Origin of the sequence: Avibacterium sp. 20-129 (genome assembly GCF_026226845.1) — a bacterium.
GTDB lineage: Bacteria > Pseudomonadota > Gammaproteobacteria > Enterobacterales > Pasteurellaceae > Avibacterium.
Genome location: NZ_JAKKOE010000002.1, coordinates 359,368 through 375,100 on the forward strand (window position 1 = coordinate 359,368; position 15,733 = coordinate 375,100).

The following is a 15,733-nucleotide window of genomic DNA, read 5'->3' on the forward strand; positions in this document are numbered from 1 at the left end:
GACTTATTAACACTGAGGATAAAAATTATGTTTGGAAAAGGTGGCTTAGGCAACTTAATGAAACAAGCCCAACAAATGCAAGATCGTATGCAAAAAATGCAAGAAGAAATTGCACAGTTGGAAGTAACGGGTGAATCTGGCGCTGGCTTGGTAAAAATTACGGTAAATGGGGCGCATAACTGTCGCCGTATTGAAATCGATCCTTCTTTAATGGAAGACGATAAAGAAATGCTCGAAGATCTGATTGCAGCCGCGTTTAATGATGCTGTTCGCCGTGCAGAAGAATTGCAAAAAGAAAAAATGGCATCGGTTACCGCAGGAATGTCATTACCGCCCGGCTTTAAGATGCCGTTTTAAATTCCCCTAATTTTGCACCGCACTTCATTTTTTCTTAAAAATCAAAGTGCGGTGTGTTTTTTTATTTATTTTAGGCAAAACAATGCAAACAAGCCCATTATTAGAAAATCTTATTGATGCACTTCGCTGTTTACCCGGAGTGGGACCGAAATCGGCACAACGTATGGCATATCATTTACTGCAACGGGATCGCAACGGAGGAATGGAGCTAGCGCGTGCTTTAACCGCCGCAATGTCGCAAATTGGGCATTGCGAACAATGCAGAACCTTTACTGAAGAAGATGTGTGTACCATTTGTCATAATCCACGTCGTCAAAACACTGGTTTGCTTTGTGTGGTGGAGCAACCTTCAGATATTCAAGCCATTGAACAAACGGGGCAATTCTCAGGGCGTTATTTCGTCTTAATGGGGCATCTTTCCCCTTTAGACGGTATCGGGCCAAAAGAAATCGGTTTAGACTTGCTTAATAGACGGTTGCAAAATGAAACCTTTAATGAAGTGATTCTCGCCACCAATCCAACGGTGGAAGGTGAGGCAACCGCCAATTATATTGCAGAACTTTGTATGCAATACAATATCAAAGTCACTCGTATTGCGCACGGTATCCCAGTGGGCGGAGAGCTAGAAACGGTGGATAGTAACACGCTTGGACATTCTTTTTCTGGGCGCAGAGAAATTGAGTATTAAATAAGAGAAAATTTAGGGGGAATTAGAAGAAATGGTGCGACTAGCTGGACTCGAACCAGTGACCCCCACCATGTCAAGGTGGTGCTCTAACCAACTGAGCTATAGTCGCACTGAAATTTGGTGCGTATCTTAGCGACTTTTGCCGTGTAACACAAGGGCATTTTTCATATTGTATGATTAATTGCCATAAATTTAATCAATGGCTTAGCGTTTTTTGCTGTTTTTCGCGTAGGCGATCTCGATCTTGCTGGGTTTTAGGCGTATAATAGCCCGCAATTTTTAGTTTGTATTTTGAAGAACAATGGAGTAAGTAATGTCTAGAAGACTAAGAAGAACCAAAATTGTATGTACTATGGGGCCTTCTACAGACCGTGGTAATAATTTAGAAAAAATTATTGCAGCGGGTGCTAATGTAGTGAGAATGAACTTTTCTCACGGTACGCCTGAAGATCACATTGGGCGTGCGCAACGTGTGCGTGAAATTGCACAAAAATTAGGTAAAACTGTGGCGATTTTAGGGGATTTACAAGGGCCTAAAATTCGTGTTTCTACTTTTAAAGATGGCAAAATTTTCTTAAATGTGGGTGATAAATTTGTTTTAGACGCAGAATTACCAAAAGGTGAAGGGGATCAAGAAGCCGTTGGTTTAGATTATAAAACCTTACCACAAGACGTTGTTCCGGGTGATATTTTATTATTAGATGATGGTCGTGTTCAGTTAAAAGTATTATCAACTGAAGGCGCAAAAGTCTTCACTGAAGTGACTGTCGGCGGGCCTCTTTCAAATAATAAAGGGATCAATAAATTAGGCGGTGGGTTATCTGCCGATGCCTTAACGGAAAAAGACAAAGCAGATATTATTACTGCAGCGCGTATTGGGGTGGATTACTTAGCCGTGTCTTTCCCTCGTTCAAGTGCTGATTTGAACTATGCACGTCAATTAGCGGAAGAAGCCGGTCTTAAAGCGAAAATTGTGGCAAAAGTAGAACGTGCGGAAACCGTAATGAGTGATGAAGCGATGGACGATATTATTCTTGCTTCTGATGTGATTATGGTTGCCCGTGGTGACTTAGGCGTTGAAATTGGCGATCCTGAATTAGTGGGCGTACAGAAAAAATTAATCCGTCGTTCTCGTCAATTAAATCGCGTGGTGATTACCGCAACGCAAATGATGGAATCAATGATCAGCAACCCAATGCCAACCCGTGCGGAAGTAATGGACGTAGCCAATGCGGTATTGGACGGTACAGACGCAGTAATGCTTTCTGCTGAAACCGCTGCGGGGCAATATCCTGCTGAAACCGTGGCAGCAATGGCGAAAGTGTGTTTAGGGGCAGAAAAAATGCCTAGCGTAAACGTTTCACGCCACCGTGTTGATCGCACTTTTGATACGATTGAAGAAGCAGTTGCGATGTCAGCAATGTTTGCTGCGAACCATATGAAAGGGGTTGCCGCAATTATTGCAATGACAAACAGCGGACATACAGCGAAATTAATGTCTCGCATTAGCTCTGGTTTACCAATTTTTGCCTTATCTCGTAACCAAGAAACATTAAATCTTTGTGCATTATATCGTGGTGTTGTACCTGTTCATTTCGATCAAGAAAGCCGTACCATTGAAGGATTGAAAGCGGCGATGCAATTATTGAAAGATAAAGGCTACTTAGTAACGGGTGATCTTGTGTTATTAACTCAAGGTGATCTTCTAACCTCTGGTGGAACAAACACTTGTCGCACATTAGTGGTTGAATAATCTGATTTTTTAAACAGAACTTAAACCTAGATTAAAAAAGTTACCTAACAAAAATAGGTAACTTTTTTATTTGATGCCTATCAACTTTAATTGTCATAGCATTTCCTGAATTTTTACTGTGCTTGCTATAATGATGGCATTTAACCTTATCGGGAGAAAGTATAATGAGTGTAATCAGTAAAGAACAAGTATTAGAAAGATTTCGTTTTCGTGCCGCAACACGTTATTACGATCCAAATAAAAAAGTGAGCCGTGAGGATTTTGATTATATTTTAGAGCTTGCTCGTTTATCACCAAGTTCAGTGGGATCAGAGCCTTGGCATTTCGTCGTGATTCAAAATCCAGAATTACGTGAAAAACTTAAACCGGTGAGCTGGGGAATGGCAACTCAGCTTGATGAAGCGAGTTATGTGGTGGCGATTTTAGCAAAGAAAAATGCGCGTTACGATTCAGAGTATTTACATAATGCCTTAATTAAGCGTGGATTAACGCCAGAACAAATGGAAAAAGCGAAAGAAAAATACCGTACTTTTCAACAAAATGATATGAACGTGCTGGAAAGTGAACGGGCATTATTCGATTGGACAAGTAAACAAACCTATATCGCATTAGCAAATATGATGACGGGCGCGGCATTTATTGGTGTGGATAGCTGTCCAATAGAAGGCTTTAATTACGAAGCAGTGAATCAAATTTTAGCTCAGTCAGGCGCATTTGATCCAGTGGAATGGGGCGTTTCTGTGATCGTTACCTTTGGTTATCGGGCGAAAGAGATTAAAGCGAAATCAAGAAAACCGATGGAAGAATTGGTCACTTGGCTGGAATAAATTGTTAAAAAACACCGCACTTTATTTTTTTCTTCGATGAATATTTAGGGCAAACCTTATTGGGTATGTGAATAATGTAATGGTCTAAAATTCCCAAACCCTGCAAAACTTTGTGAAATAGCTTGAGAATATCCCAGTTCTCTGCATAATTTACCTAGTTTTGCTAGCGATTTTGTCTCTTTTTAGTCGCATTATTCAAATAGAGATCCACCTAGAAGCTAATGGCATAGATAAACTAAAGTGCGGTGGTTTTTTTATGATTTTTTATGATGAACGCAATGGATATTAGCTTCTGTCTTGTTTTATCAATCCAGCTCAACCAACGAACTGTCGTTCCAGAGTTCTTCTAAATATTCCATTAAACGTTCTTTTTCGTCTTTATTTTTGATACCTGTTATCTCCACGCCTGCCGCACTGGAAAAACGGATACGAACGTGAATATCTTCAAATTTCTCTGCGATCTTTCGAGGCAGTACGTCTTGCAGCTTAGCAATGATTTTTAATTGGTATTCTTGGCGTTTTGTGTCGCTTTCTTTCATAAAACGAATGTCTAACTGCTTCATTATATGCTTCCTATTTTATTTGTCCTAAACAGTAAAAATGAAAAAATTTGCACCGCACTTTTCGTTTCAATGAGTTAAGCGGCAAATCGCATTTGCTTTTTAGGTTTTATTTGATGAATGGTATTTGTAATTACGCCAATAATGGGTAAGGCAGACCATTTTTCACATTTTATGCTTTTCATTTTGGCATCCAGCGGTAGAAAGATAAATGCTTTATCTTCATAAGCAACAAACTCATATATACAGAATTGATGATTTTGTTCCATTACCACTAAATCCCCAATGCTAAGATGATCATTTTGTTCCACCACGAGCATATCGCCCATTTCAATTCCCCACGCCAGCATATTTGGGTTTGTTACCTGAATAAAGCAGGTTTTTTGGGGGTGTTTAATGCAATAAAGATTTAAATCAAGTTTTCTATTAAAGGTGGAATTGAAAGATTTACTATCAGTTAAAAATGGCATTGGCTGATAGGAGAACGGGGTTTGTTGGTTGAGGTAATTCATCTTGATGCTCCGCTTATCATTAAATTCACTGGGTTTTTATACAGTGAAAATAATACTGTTGTTTTATACAGCTCGTCAATACTGTATAAAAATTTTTTTCACATTTTTGTGTTACTGCACAAGATTTAGGGCAAAAAGGAGAAAATAATGAATTTTATTTAATTTAGGGGGAAATATTTCTATCTTTATGTAAATAATATGCGTTAATTTACGATTTTATATTTTCTTTAGTAAAAAATTAGGCTATCTTTACAAGGGCTATGGGGGATCTAATTTTAGATCTGAATTTTAACTCGTTGCTGACCCATTTATTCGGTTCAGCTTAAACACAACATCGTAAATTATTATGAATACATCTCGTTTATATTCTTTGTTTTTTCACGGAAGCTTAGTGAAAAGAATTTCTATCGGTTTAGTGCTAGGCTTACTTTTGGCGATTATTGCACCAAGCTTACAATCAATGCTCGGCTTTAATCTTGCTGAAAAAGCGGGTTTTTTAGGTAAAGTATTTGTGCGCTCATTGCGTGCGGTTGCACCAATTCTTGTCTTTTTATTGGTCATTTCAGCCATTGCGAATAAAAAAATTGGTACGCAAAGCAATATGAAAGCCGTGGTGATTTTATATTTGTTAGGCACTTTCCTTGCGGCATTAACTGCGGTGTTATTTAGCTTTGCTTTTCCAACAGAAATTGCATTGCAAACACAAGAAAATTCTTTATCACCACCAAGCGAAGTTTCTCAAGTGTTAGGAACCTTAGTGTTAAATGTGGTGGATAATCCAATCAATGCACTGTTTAATGCAAACTTTATTGGGATTCTTTCTTGGGCGATTGGTTTAGGTTTAGTGTTACGCCACGCATCAGACACCACTAAAAATGTGATGAATGATCTATCTGAAGGGGTATCAAAAATCGTTCACTTCATCATTAGTTTTGCCCCAATTGGGGTGTTCGGTTTAGTGGCTGAAACCCTTGCGGATAAAGGCTTAGGCGCATTATTTGATTATGTGCGTTTATTATGCGTATTAATTGGTGCAATGCTATTTACTGCTTTTGTCGTAAACCCAATTTTAGTGTATTGGAAAACTCGCCATAACCCATATCCATTGATCTGGACTTGTGTGCGTGAAAGTGGTTTAACTGCGTTCTTCACGCGTAGCTCAGCGGCAAATATTCCTGTAAATATGGAGTTAGCAAAACGCTTAAACTTAAATGAAGATACTTATTCTGTTTCTATTCCACTAGGGGCAAGTATCAATATGGCAGGTGCGGCAATCACAATTACGGTATTAACCTTAGCTGCTGTGCATACCTTAGGTGTGGAAGTATCTTTCCCTACCGCATTATTATTAAGTGTGGTATCAAGCGTGTGCGCTTGTGGTGCATCGGGCGTTGCGGGTGGTTCATTATTATTAATTCCATTAGCTTGTAGCTTGTTTGGTATCTCAAATGACATTGCTGCGCAAGTTATCGGCGTAGGCTTTATCATTGGCGTATTACAAGATTCCGCAGAGACCGCGTTGAATTCATCTACTGACGTAGTATTTACGGCGGCGGTGTGTATCTCTGAAGAGGAAGCACAAAAAGGTTAATCTTTTTGTTAAAGATGAAAAGATGTTAAATAAGAAAGAGCGGATTAAATTTCCGCTTTTTTTATAGGTGGCTAGTATGATTACGATTCAAAATGCAAGATTTCAACTTGCTTATCATCAACGCTTAAAAATAGATGAATTATCCATTCAGCCCAATGCCTATTGGAGTGTCGTGGGCAGCAATGGCAGCGGTAAAAGCGCACTTGCATTGGCGTTAGAAGGCAAGCTGCCTTTGCTTGAGGGGAAAATGGAAAATCGGTTTCAAACTGTTTGTTCCCTCTCTTTTGAAAAACAGCAAAAAATTGTCAGTGAAACCTTTAAAGATCGCAATAATGACGGCGTAAGCCCTGATGATTTTGGCAAAACTGCCAAACAAACCATTTTTGCAGAAAACGCGGATCTTGCTTTATTTGAAGAATATAGTTCGTTGTTAAAAATTACCGCACTTTTAGATCGCCCATTTATTCAACTTTCTACCGGAGAAAGTCGTAAAGTGTTGCTATGCCAAGCCTTAGTACAACAGCCTGATTTGCTCATTTTAGATGAACCTTTTGAAGGATTGGATCAACAATCGGCTAAAGAATGGAAAGTGTTGCTTGCACAGTTACAAGCAAAAATCGCAATTTTGCTGATATTAAATCGCTTTGATGATATTCCTGATGAAGCCGATCATCTTGCCTTGTTAGAGCATCAGGAAGTGATTTTGCAGGGGGAACGCAATACCATTGCGCAACAAAGCCTTTATCAACAACTTCGCTATGCGGATTCTGCGCAGCATATTCCCTTACCTGAACGTGCGATGCCAGCGATAAAACTTGACGAAAATCAACCGCTCTTTGAATTAGAGCAGGTAACCATTCAATATGGTGATAAAAAAATTCTGGATAAGCTCAATTGGCAAGTAAGGCGGGGGGAAAACTGGTGGATAAAAGGTCCAAATGGCGCAGGAAAATCGACCTTGCTTTCCGTGATTAGTGGCGATCATCCACAATCTTATGCTAATAAAGTGCGTTTATTTGGCAATCAACGTGGTTCTGGTGAAACCATTTGGCAGATCAAACAAAAAATGGGGTATGTCAGTAGCCAATTGCATATGGACTATCGGGTGAATTGCTCAGCGCGTGATGTAATCCTTTCTGGCTTTTTTGACAGTATTGGTGTTTATCAAAAAGTGCCAGATGCTTTGCACATTAAAGCAATGGAATGGCTTGCCCGATTGAATTTAACCGCACAAGCAAATCAGCCGTTTAAATCTTTATCTTGGGGACAGCAGCGTTTATTACTGATTACAAGAGCAATGGTAAAACACCCACCTGTATTGATTTTAGATGAACCCTTGCAAGGGTTAGACGGGGTGAATCGTAAACTGGTAAAACACTTTATTGATCAGCTGGTAATGAATAGCGAAACGCAATTATTGTTTGTTTCACATCAAGAGCAAGATGTGCCAAGTTGTATCACTCATTTATTTGAGTTTGTTAATAAAAATGGCGGATACGACTATATACAAAAGCCAGTGTAATTGTTAGACTTCGGCATAACTATTTATCATTATAGTAGGAGAAAGAGATGGAATTATTAGAGGGGTTGCCAACGGCTGCCATTATTTTTTTAATCTTAGTCGGCGTAGTTTTATTTTCTACCCTTAAAACTGTGCCACAAGGCTATCATTGGACGATCGAACGTTTTGGTCGTTATACTCGTACACTTACCCCCGGGTTAAATTTTGTTGTTCCCTTTGTTGATCGTGTCGGTCGCAAAATTAATATGATGGAACAAGTATTAGATATTCCTTCGCAAGAAGTGATCTCGAAAGACAATGCCAATGTTTCTATTGATGCGGTGTGCTTTGTGCAAGTGATCGATGCTCGCCGTGCGGCTTATGAGGTGAACCATTTAGAGCAAGCGATCATCAATTTAACGATGACCAATATTCGTACCGTGCTAGGCTCAATGGAATTGGATGAAATGCTTTCACAGCGTGATAATATCAACGGACGTTTGTTATCCATTGTGGATGAAGCAACGAATCCTTGGGGAATTAAAGTAACGCGTATTGAGATCCGTGATGTACGTCCACCGCACGAATTAATCGCAGCAATGAATGCGCAAATGAAAGCGGAACGTAATAAGCGTGCTGAAATTTTAGAAGCCGAAGGGATTCGACAAGCTGAAATCTTACGTGCGGAAGGGGAGAAACAATCACGTATTCTCAAAGCCGAAGGGGAGCGAGCAGAAGCCTTTTTACAAGCCGAAGCGCGTGAACGTGCGGCGGAAGCAGAAGCTAAGGCCACACAAATGGTTTCTGAGGCGATTGCAGGTGGAAACACCAAAGCGATTAATTACTTTATTGCCCAAAAATATACCGAAGCGTTAAAAGAAATAGGCGGCGCGAATAATAGTAAAGTGGTATTAATGCCACTTGAAGCTGGTAATTTAATTGGCTCTGTGGCAGGTATTGCTGAGTTGTTAAAAGGTGAAAAGCAGTAAATCTACCAATCATTATCAGGGGCATTTGCCCCTTTCAATACATAAAATAAGGGGATAAGTATGGAATGGCTCGCAACTTGGTCAGTGTGGCATTGGCTTATTTTAGGTTTCGGTTTATTGATTGCCGAAATTCTTATTCCGGGCGTGTTTTTACTCTGGTGGGGCTTAGCCGCAATTATTATCGCTGGAGTGATGGCACTATTTGCAACTTTATCCTTAACTTTTTTAGTGATTGGCTATGCCATTTTAGCCATTATTTTAAGTTTTTCTTGGTGGAAATACCAACACGGTAAAGATCTGCAAGATCAATCACATTCCTCATTAAATCAACGAGATCACGCAATGCTTGGGACAAAAGGGAGCGTGCAAGAAATCAATGAAAACGGCATTGGTCGAGGCTATTTTGGCGATACGACTTGGCGAATTCAAGGTAAGCATTTACAAGTGAATGATGTGATTGAAGTGTATAACGTGGAAGGGATCACCTTATTTGTTAAGAAAGTAGAAGAGTAAATGAAACATTTAATTATTTTTGCCCATCCAAATGGGCAGGGCAGTTTTAATCGTAGCATTTTAGACCGCGTAAAGTCCACAAGCGAAAAGCGAGCGGTAGAAACGCAAGTACGTGATTTATATCAGCTTAACTTTAACCCTGTGATTTCGTGGAATGAATTACAAGGTGCGAATCAAGGGATTACGCCAGAAGAAATTCGTTATGAACATCAGTTAATTCGCGAGGCGGATTTAATCACGCTCATTTATCCCCTATGGTGGATGGGGTTTCCAGCAATTTTGAAAGGCTATTTAGATCGCGTGTTAAGCCACGGTTTCGCTTACAAGACAGAAAACGGGCAATCCGTGGGATTATTACAAGGTAAAAAAATGCAACAATTTATTACCATCGGCAGTAATGTTGAAAAATATCAACAGTTTGGCATTGATAAATCCTTGCGTGATTGCTTGGTGGATGGGTTGTTTAATTTCTGTGGAATTAAAGATATTCAGCATAAATTTTTTGGTGATATTCATATTATTGATGATAATGCTCGCCAAAAAATGCTTGAAGAAGTGGAACAAATAACTTCACAAAATTTAACTGCACTTTTATCCACTCAAGAAACCTTAAACAGCAAGGAAAGCGCATAATGAACAACGAAAACAGCCTTAACCATTTTTCGTTAATTAGCCGATTATTTGGCAATCTCTTTTACCGTTCACCGCAAGATGCCACGTTGCAAAATGTCTTTGCGTGGTTGCACCAAAAACCTCTCAATGAACTGTGGCCGTTAGAAACAGATAAACAAAGCGAACAAGCCCTTGAGGCATTGCAAATGAAGATTGATTTAGCCTTATTAGATCAAGAATATCAGCGTTTATTCTGCGGAAAAAATGCTCTCGTGCCAATGAATATTGACGCTTATGATCTTAAATCGGCTGATTTCATCGCTTTTCGTCAAGAACGGGGAATGCCAGAACTGGAACAAAGTGCGGTGAATTTTCCGCTAATTTTTCTCACTGCGTCTTGGATTGAGGATAACCTTAATTCCCTTGAAGCTCAACAAACCTTGTTTGCTGAATTTTTATTACCTTGCGCGACTAAATTCTTAAATTTAGTAGAAACCCAAGCAAATTTACCTTTTTATCGCTCACTTGCCTTTCTCTCACGGGAAATTCTTTCTGCGATGGCTGATGAATTGGAAGAACAGCAATCTTAGCGGTTTTATGAAAAACTAGGTGATGTCGTGTAGCCTTATTTAGCCTGAATATTTCATTCCAACCTTTAGAGTAAGAAAAATTTGTGAAAATTTTACCGCACTTTAGATTTGGTAATATTTATGACAAAGGGTGAAAGCGTATTGCTTCACCCTTCATTTTCTAATCATATAAACTTGTATCACTTTCTTGTGGACGGGTTTTAAATCGGCGGTGTAGCCACATATATTGTTCCACACCTTGCAAAATTTCTTGTTCAACCACTTGATTCATTCGAGTGGCAATTTCTATTTCAGTGCTGAGGTTTGAGAAATCCGCAGGGGCAGAAACTTTGACGGTATAGCCTGAGCCGTCCTTATTGCGTAATGGTGCAAAAGGAATGACTTTGCTTTGCGGTGAGGATTTTAATAAGTAATAACTGCCCGTGGTGGTGGCCGCCTCTTTCACTGCAAAGAAAGGGACGAAAACGGCATTTTTTCTGCCGTAATCGTGATCTGGCGCATACCAAATAATTTCACCACGGCGTAATGCTTTGATCATATTACGTAAATCTTTGCGATCGAGCATATCTTTATTAGAACGTAGCCGACCCCAAGTTTGTAGCCAATCCATTAGTGGATTATCATTTGGGCGATAAACGCCAATACCCGGTGTGTAAAGCCCTAGAATTCTCGCTCCCAACTCAAGGGTAAGAAAATGCACACCGGTCAAAATGACGCCATCTTTTTGGTAGGTTTTTAGGTAGTCAATCCCTTCCACTTTTGACCATTTTTTGATGCGCTTATCCGACCAAAACCACGCCATTCCTGTTTCAATAATTGCCATTCCCGTAGCTTTCACATTCGCTTGTGCAATTTCATTAATTTGCTGTTCACTATAATTAGGAAAGCAAAGGGTGAGATTGCGTTTGGCAATTTTCATTCTTCGTTTGCCAACAGATAATTTAGAAAATAGCCAGCCAAGCCTATTGCCAATTTTGCATAAAATAGGGTAGGGGAGAAAAAGAATAAGGCGCCAAATGGCTAAACCAATCCAAAATGCCCAGTATTTTGGAGCAAGAAATGCGAGTTGAAATTTTGGAAGTGATGAATTTGCCATAATTAAAAAAGAGCTATTTGTTAAAATTGGTTTAATTAAAGGGCTAGTTTAGCGGAAATTTTAGTAAATAGCATTTATCCTATGGTAAAATCTGCAAAAATTTGTCATTTAATGAAAAAGAATGAGGTCAAAATGGCGCAATATTCTACTCAATTTCAACAAGCAAAAGTGCTTGTGCTTGGCGATGTGATGTTAGATCGCTATTGGTTTGGTGCAACGCATCGTATTTCTCCTGAAGCCCCTGTGCCAGTGGTACGAGTGCAAGAAAATGAAGAGCGTGCTGGTGGTGCAGCCAATGTGGCGATGAATATTGCCTCCTTGAATGTTCCTGTTCAGTTACTTGGTTTAACAGGGCAAGATGAGGCAGGTATCGCACTCTCAACAATGTTAGAAAAACAGGGCATTGATTGTAATTTTGTGCAATTAGCGAGCCATCCAACGATTACTAAACTCCGTGTGCTTTCACGTCATCAACAACTATTACGCCTTGATTTTGAAGAAGATTTCCACAATGTAAAAAGCGATTTATTGTTGGATAAATTACAAAGTGCGGTGCAAAATTTTGGCGCTTTGATCCTTTCTGATTATGGCAAAGGTACACTTAATGAAGTGCAAAAAATGATTCAAATTGCCCGTCAAGCTAAGGTGCCAGTGTTAATTGATCCTAAAGGCACGAATTTTGAACGCTATCGTGGTGCAACTTTATTAACGCCAAATATGTCAGAATTTGAAGCGGTTGTCGGTCAATGCCATAGCGAAGATGAGATTGTGGAAAAAGGCTTAAAATTAATCCAAGATATTGAATTAAGTGCTTTGTTGGTTACCCGTTCAGAAAAAGGAATGACCTTACTCCGCCCTGAACAACCACCATTCCATTTGCCAACAGAAGCGAAGGAAGTGTTTGATGTGACTGGGGCGGGCGATACCGTAATCAGTGTTTTAGCAACGGCATTGGCAGATGGGCGTAGTTTTGAGGAGGCGTGTTATTTGGCTAATGTCGCGGCGGGTATTGTGGTTGGAAAATTGGGAACTTCTACGGTGTCTAACGTGGAGCTAGAAAATGCCATTCACGGGCGTACCACCACAGGCTTTGGGGTAATGAATGAGCAACAGTTAAAAGAAGTGGTTTCTCAAGCTAAACAGCGCGGCGAAAAAATCGTGATGACTAATGGCGTGTTTGACATTATTCACCCCGGTCATATTTCTTATTTAGATAATGCCCGTAAGCTTGGTGATCGTTTAATTGTGGCAGTAAATAGCGATGCTTCGGTAAAACGCTTAAAGGGGGAAAGTCGCCCAATCAATCCATTAGAAGCCAGAATGGCTGTTCTCGCAGGACTTGCAGCGGTGGACTGGGTTGTTGAGTTCACTGAAGACACACCGCAACGTTTAATCAGTGAAGTGCTACCTGATCTATTAGTCAAAGGCGGTGATTACAAACCCGAAGAGATTGCCGGTGGCAAAGAAGTCATCGCCAACGGCGGTGAAGTAAAAGTGTTAAATTTTGAAAATGGTTTTTCCAGTAGTAATGTGATTAATAAAATTCGCTCGTTGAAGTAAGGCAACTAGATAGAATGGGAGAGGTATAGGGTAAAAAGTGATGATTTTTTAATTTGATAACCCTAGACCCTCGTTGGCGTATTACATTTACCTTGGTTTCAGTTTTGGTAATATCACCTAATCGGTTGAATTAAGGTTTCTAATAAACGCATTGAAAAAACAGAAAAAAAGCTTATGATGAACGCGTGGAATATCCCACGACTTATTAAGAAGGAAAATATTATGGCATTAGGTTGGTATGAACTAAAACAAGCAAACGATGGTCAATTTATGTTTAATTTATATGCAGCAAATTCACAAATTATCTTGACCAGTGAATTGTACAAAACCAAAGCATCAGCATTAAATGGTATTGAATCTGTGCAAAAAAATGGTAGTGATGAGGCAAATTTTGAGTTCCGCGTCGCGAAAAATGATAAACCTTATTTTGTATTGAAAGCAAAAAACCATCAAGAAATTGGGCGTAGTCAATATTATGCTTCACAAGAAGGGGCAAAAAATGGTGTAAAATCAGTGATGAACAACGCACCAACTACCCAAATTAAAGATTTAACTGCCTAATCTAAAAGATAAAAGCGAGAGTTTCTCGCTTTTCTTTTATTCCCATTATGGATGATTGAATCCCTTCAATTTCTTCTTGAAAATCCCTTCTAACCTTGTAGGATTTGAGAGAGATGATCAACATAAAAGGAGCAATAAAATGACAAAAAACGTTATCGGCCTTGGTGTCGCAGGCAATTTTGCGGGACATTTAGAGCAAGCGGGTGAGGCGAAGGATTTTGAGCAAGTAGAAACAGCAGAAAGGCATCAGCCGAAAGCGATTTTTCCTTTTTATGTACCTGCAGAGAATTTGGGGGAATATGACTTTTTAGCGGTAAATCCGTTAAGTGCCACGCATATTCGTTTTCCGCAAGCAGGCGCAGATAATTTGCAGATTGAGCCTGAAATTGCATTATTGTGCGATATTCAATATTCTAACGAAAAAGTAACCGCACTTTTACCTTACGCTTTTGCCGCTTATAACGATTGTTCTATCCGCCGTCCTAATGCCAATAAAATTTGTGAAAAGAAAAACTGGGGTGAGGAAACCAAAGGTTTAGCAGAAAAAACGATTCCGCTCACTTCTTTTACATTAGGTAGTGAAATTGATGATTATCGTATTGCTTGCTTTCATAAACGCCGTGGTGAGATGAATACTTATGGCGTGGATAGCCCAGCCTTGGGATACAGTTATTTTCATCAGAGATTGCTAGATTGGATTGTGGAGCAAATGAATCATCAGCCTGATTTTGGACCAATGAATGATATTGCAGTATTCTTAAAGAATGCGAATTATCCAACCAAAGCCATTGTCAGTATTGGCGCGACCCGCTATACAGAATTTGGCACAAGTCATTTTTTGCGGCCTGATGATGTGAGCATTGTGGTTGTGTATAACGGAAAGAAATATACATCGCAACAAATTGAACAAATGGCGGCGCGAGAACGTTTTGCGGAAGATATTTCAGCGCTAGTGCAAAGGGTGGTTTAATAAATTGACGCAAAATAAGGGGAACGCTTCCCCTTATTTGTTGCTTTCTATATTTATACTTTTCGGCGTAATGACACTTCACCGCCATTAAACCGCACTATGCCTTGTTTTGTTTCTAATAAAAGATAACCTTCGCGATCTATGCCTCGTTCAATACCGTGCTGGCTGCCATTTTCGCTGATCATACTCACCGGCTGGTTAAGAAAAGCGTCCCACTCTTCCCAGCGTGAATGGAAGAATTCCATTCCTTCTTGTTCAAACAGGTCAAGATAGTGGTAAAGTCGTTGTACCAAAGCAATGATGATTTCATCACGATCAAAGTGCGGTAGAATTTCCCTTAATTCTGCCCAAGGCTGATTAATGCTTGCCTGTTTTGGTAAGGCAAGATTAATGCCAATACCAATAACCAAATTCAGCAAACCATTTTTACGATTGGCGATTTCAACAAGCACACCAGCCAGTTTACGCCCTTGTAATAACACATCATTTGGCCATTTTAACCCTATGCTTTGCGCGCCAAAGGTTTGTAAGGTTTCCGTAATGGCGATACCGATAACTAAACTTAGCCCATTAAGGGAAATATTCGGTGGAAATGTCCAATAGGCACTGAGAATGATCTGCCCAGCAAAAGGGGAAAGCCAATCTCGCCCCCTTCTGCCTCGCCCAGCATATTGATATTCAGCCAAGCAAAGCTGCCCTTTTTCTAGCTGTTCAAGCTGTTCTAGCAAGAATTGATTTGTGGAATGAATCACGGGTTTAACCACAACAGGATAAGGGGCAAGACGCTGTTTAATATGCTCGGCTGAAAGCAACGGCAATTCGGGTTTGAGCTGGATTTCATCGCCATTCAATTCAAAGTGAATGCCCTGTTCACTTAACGCTTGAATATGCGTATTCATTTCGCGTTCATCGCAATGTAAAAGTGCGGTCAAATTTTGGCGAGAATTTTTCTTGCCATCGGCTAACAACGTTAAAAGCTTAAACATTTTCTTCCCTTATATCGAATTTTTTTAATTAAAAAAATATTTATAATTTGCCATTCCCAAATCAGCA

At 39.7% G+C, this 15,733-nt stretch carries 17 protein-coding genes and 1 tRNA gene; 13 read left to right on the top strand and 5 right to left on the bottom strand.

The features are described from left to right. Positions 1-27 precede the first annotated feature (27 nt). Together L5B90_RS09320 and recR are read left to right on the top strand one after the other, a co-directional pair. On the top strand, positions 28-357 hold the full coding sequence (locus L5B90_RS09320) for a YbaB/EbfC family nucleoid-associated protein (protein WP_103853095.1): 330 nt from the start codon (positions 28-30) through the stop codon (positions 355-357). 82 nt (positions 358-439) lie between these two features. Then, entirely contained in the window at positions 440-1,045 is a 606-nt protein-coding gene (gene recR / locus L5B90_RS09325; protein ID WP_250349783.1) for a recombination mediator RecR, read from the top strand. Between the two features lie 32 nt (positions 1,046-1,077). On the opposite strand, the gene L5B90_RS09330 is transcribed toward recR, so the two are convergent. Further along, a tRNA-Val gene (locus L5B90_RS09330) sits at positions 1,078-1,154 on the bottom strand. A gap of 204 nt (positions 1,155-1,358) precedes the next feature. On the opposite strand from L5B90_RS09330, the gene pyk reads away from it, so the two are divergent. Both pyk and L5B90_RS09340 read left to right on the top strand, forming a co-directional pair. Further along, the gene (gene pyk, locus L5B90_RS09335; RefSeq protein WP_250349784.1) at positions 1,359-2,798 is read left to right on the top strand and encodes a pyruvate kinase; all 1,440 of its coding nucleotides are present in this window, start codon (positions 1,359-1,361) and stop codon (positions 2,796-2,798) included. Between the two features lie 164 nt (positions 2,799-2,962). Further along, positions 2,963-3,625 (top strand): NAD(P)H-dependent oxidoreductase, encoded by a 663-nt coding sequence (locus L5B90_RS09340; protein ID WP_265762736.1) that lies wholly within the window; start codon positions 2,963-2,965, stop codon positions 3,623-3,625. Positions 3,626-3,930: 305 nt separating this feature from the next. Here L5B90_RS09340 and L5B90_RS09345 read toward each other — a convergent pair whose 3' ends face one another. Continuing rightward, positions 3,931-4,188, bottom strand: a complete 258-nt coding sequence (locus tag L5B90_RS09345) for a DinI-like family protein (RefSeq protein WP_250349786.1) — start codon at positions 4,186-4,188, stop codon at positions 3,931-3,933. A gap of 74 nt (positions 4,189-4,262) precedes the next feature. Further along, positions 4,263-4,697 carry a LexA family protein gene (locus tag L5B90_RS09350; protein ID WP_265762737.1) on the bottom strand — a complete coding sequence of 145 codons (435 nt, stop codon included), beginning with the start codon at positions 4,695-4,697 and terminating at the stop codon, positions 4,263-4,265. A 346-nt stretch (positions 4,698-5,043) separates the two neighbouring features. Between L5B90_RS09350 and sstT the strand changes: the two genes are divergently transcribed. The 6 genes from sstT (at position 5,044) to L5B90_RS09380 (ending at position 10,493) form a co-directional block, all read left to right on the top strand. Then, on the top strand, positions 5,044-6,288 hold the full coding sequence (sstT, locus tag L5B90_RS09355) for a serine/threonine transporter SstT (RefSeq protein ID WP_250349788.1): 1,245 nt from the start codon (positions 5,044-5,046) through the stop codon (positions 6,286-6,288). A gap of 76 nt (positions 6,289-6,364) precedes the next feature. Beyond that, entirely contained in the window at positions 6,365-7,810 is a 1,446-nt protein-coding gene (gene modF, locus L5B90_RS09360; protein WP_265762738.1) for a molybdate ABC transporter ATP-binding protein ModF, read from the top strand. A gap of 47 nt (positions 7,811-7,857) precedes the next feature. Further along, a complete protein-coding gene (locus tag L5B90_RS09365; RefSeq protein WP_250349790.1) occupies positions 7,858-8,778 on the top strand; it encodes an SPFH domain-containing protein in 921 nt (306 codons plus the stop codon). A gap of 60 nt (positions 8,779-8,838) precedes the next feature. After that, on the top strand, positions 8,839-9,291 hold the full coding sequence (locus L5B90_RS09370) for an NfeD family protein (protein ID WP_265762739.1): 453 nt from the start codon (positions 8,839-8,841) through the stop codon (positions 9,289-9,291). Then, entirely contained in the window at positions 9,292-9,924 is a 633-nt protein-coding gene (locus tag L5B90_RS09375) for an NAD(P)H-dependent oxidoreductase (RefSeq protein ID WP_265762740.1), read from the top strand. Next, on the top strand, positions 9,924-10,493 hold the full coding sequence (locus tag L5B90_RS09380; protein WP_265762741.1) for a TorD/DmsD family molecular chaperone: 570 nt from the start codon (positions 9,924-9,926) through the stop codon (positions 10,491-10,493). The genes L5B90_RS09375 and L5B90_RS09380 overlap by 1 nt, the downstream gene beginning before the upstream one ends. Before the next feature lie 160 nt (positions 10,494-10,653). On the opposite strand, the gene L5B90_RS09385 is transcribed toward L5B90_RS09380, so the two are convergent. Further along, positions 10,654-11,589, bottom strand: coding sequence for a Kdo(2)-lipid IV(A) acyltransferase (locus L5B90_RS09385; RefSeq protein ID WP_265762742.1), 936 nt, complete (start codon positions 11,587-11,589; stop codon positions 10,654-10,656). A gap of 132 nt (positions 11,590-11,721) precedes the next feature. On the opposite strand from L5B90_RS09385, the gene hldE reads away from it, so the two are divergent. The 3 genes from hldE to L5B90_RS09400 all read left to right on the top strand — a co-directional run bounded on the left by hldE (position 11,722) and on the right by L5B90_RS09400 (position 14,680). Further along, the gene (gene hldE, locus L5B90_RS09390) at positions 11,722-13,149 is read left to right on the top strand and encodes a bifunctional D-glycero-beta-D-manno-heptose-7-phosphate kinase/D-glycero-beta-D-manno-heptose 1-phosphate adenylyltransferase HldE (protein WP_250363351.1); all 1,428 of its coding nucleotides are present in this window, start codon (positions 11,722-11,724) and stop codon (positions 13,147-13,149) included. Between the two features lie 222 nt (positions 13,150-13,371). Then, positions 13,372-13,710 (top strand): YegP family protein, encoded by a 339-nt coding sequence (locus L5B90_RS09395; protein WP_265762743.1) that lies wholly within the window; start codon positions 13,372-13,374, stop codon positions 13,708-13,710. 139 nt (positions 13,711-13,849) lie between these two features. Then, on the top strand, positions 13,850-14,680 hold the full coding sequence (locus L5B90_RS09400; protein ID WP_265762744.1) for a DUF5718 family protein: 831 nt from the start codon (positions 13,850-13,852) through the stop codon (positions 14,678-14,680). A 53-nt stretch (positions 14,681-14,733) separates the two neighbouring features. Here the strand turns inward: L5B90_RS09400 and birA are convergent, their stop codons facing one another. Continuing rightward, positions 14,734-15,666 (bottom strand): bifunctional biotin--[acetyl-CoA-carboxylase] ligase/biotin operon repressor BirA, encoded by a 933-nt coding sequence (gene birA, locus L5B90_RS09405; protein WP_265762745.1) that lies wholly within the window; start codon positions 15,664-15,666, stop codon positions 14,734-14,736. Between the last annotated feature and the right edge of the window lie 67 nt (positions 15,667-15,733).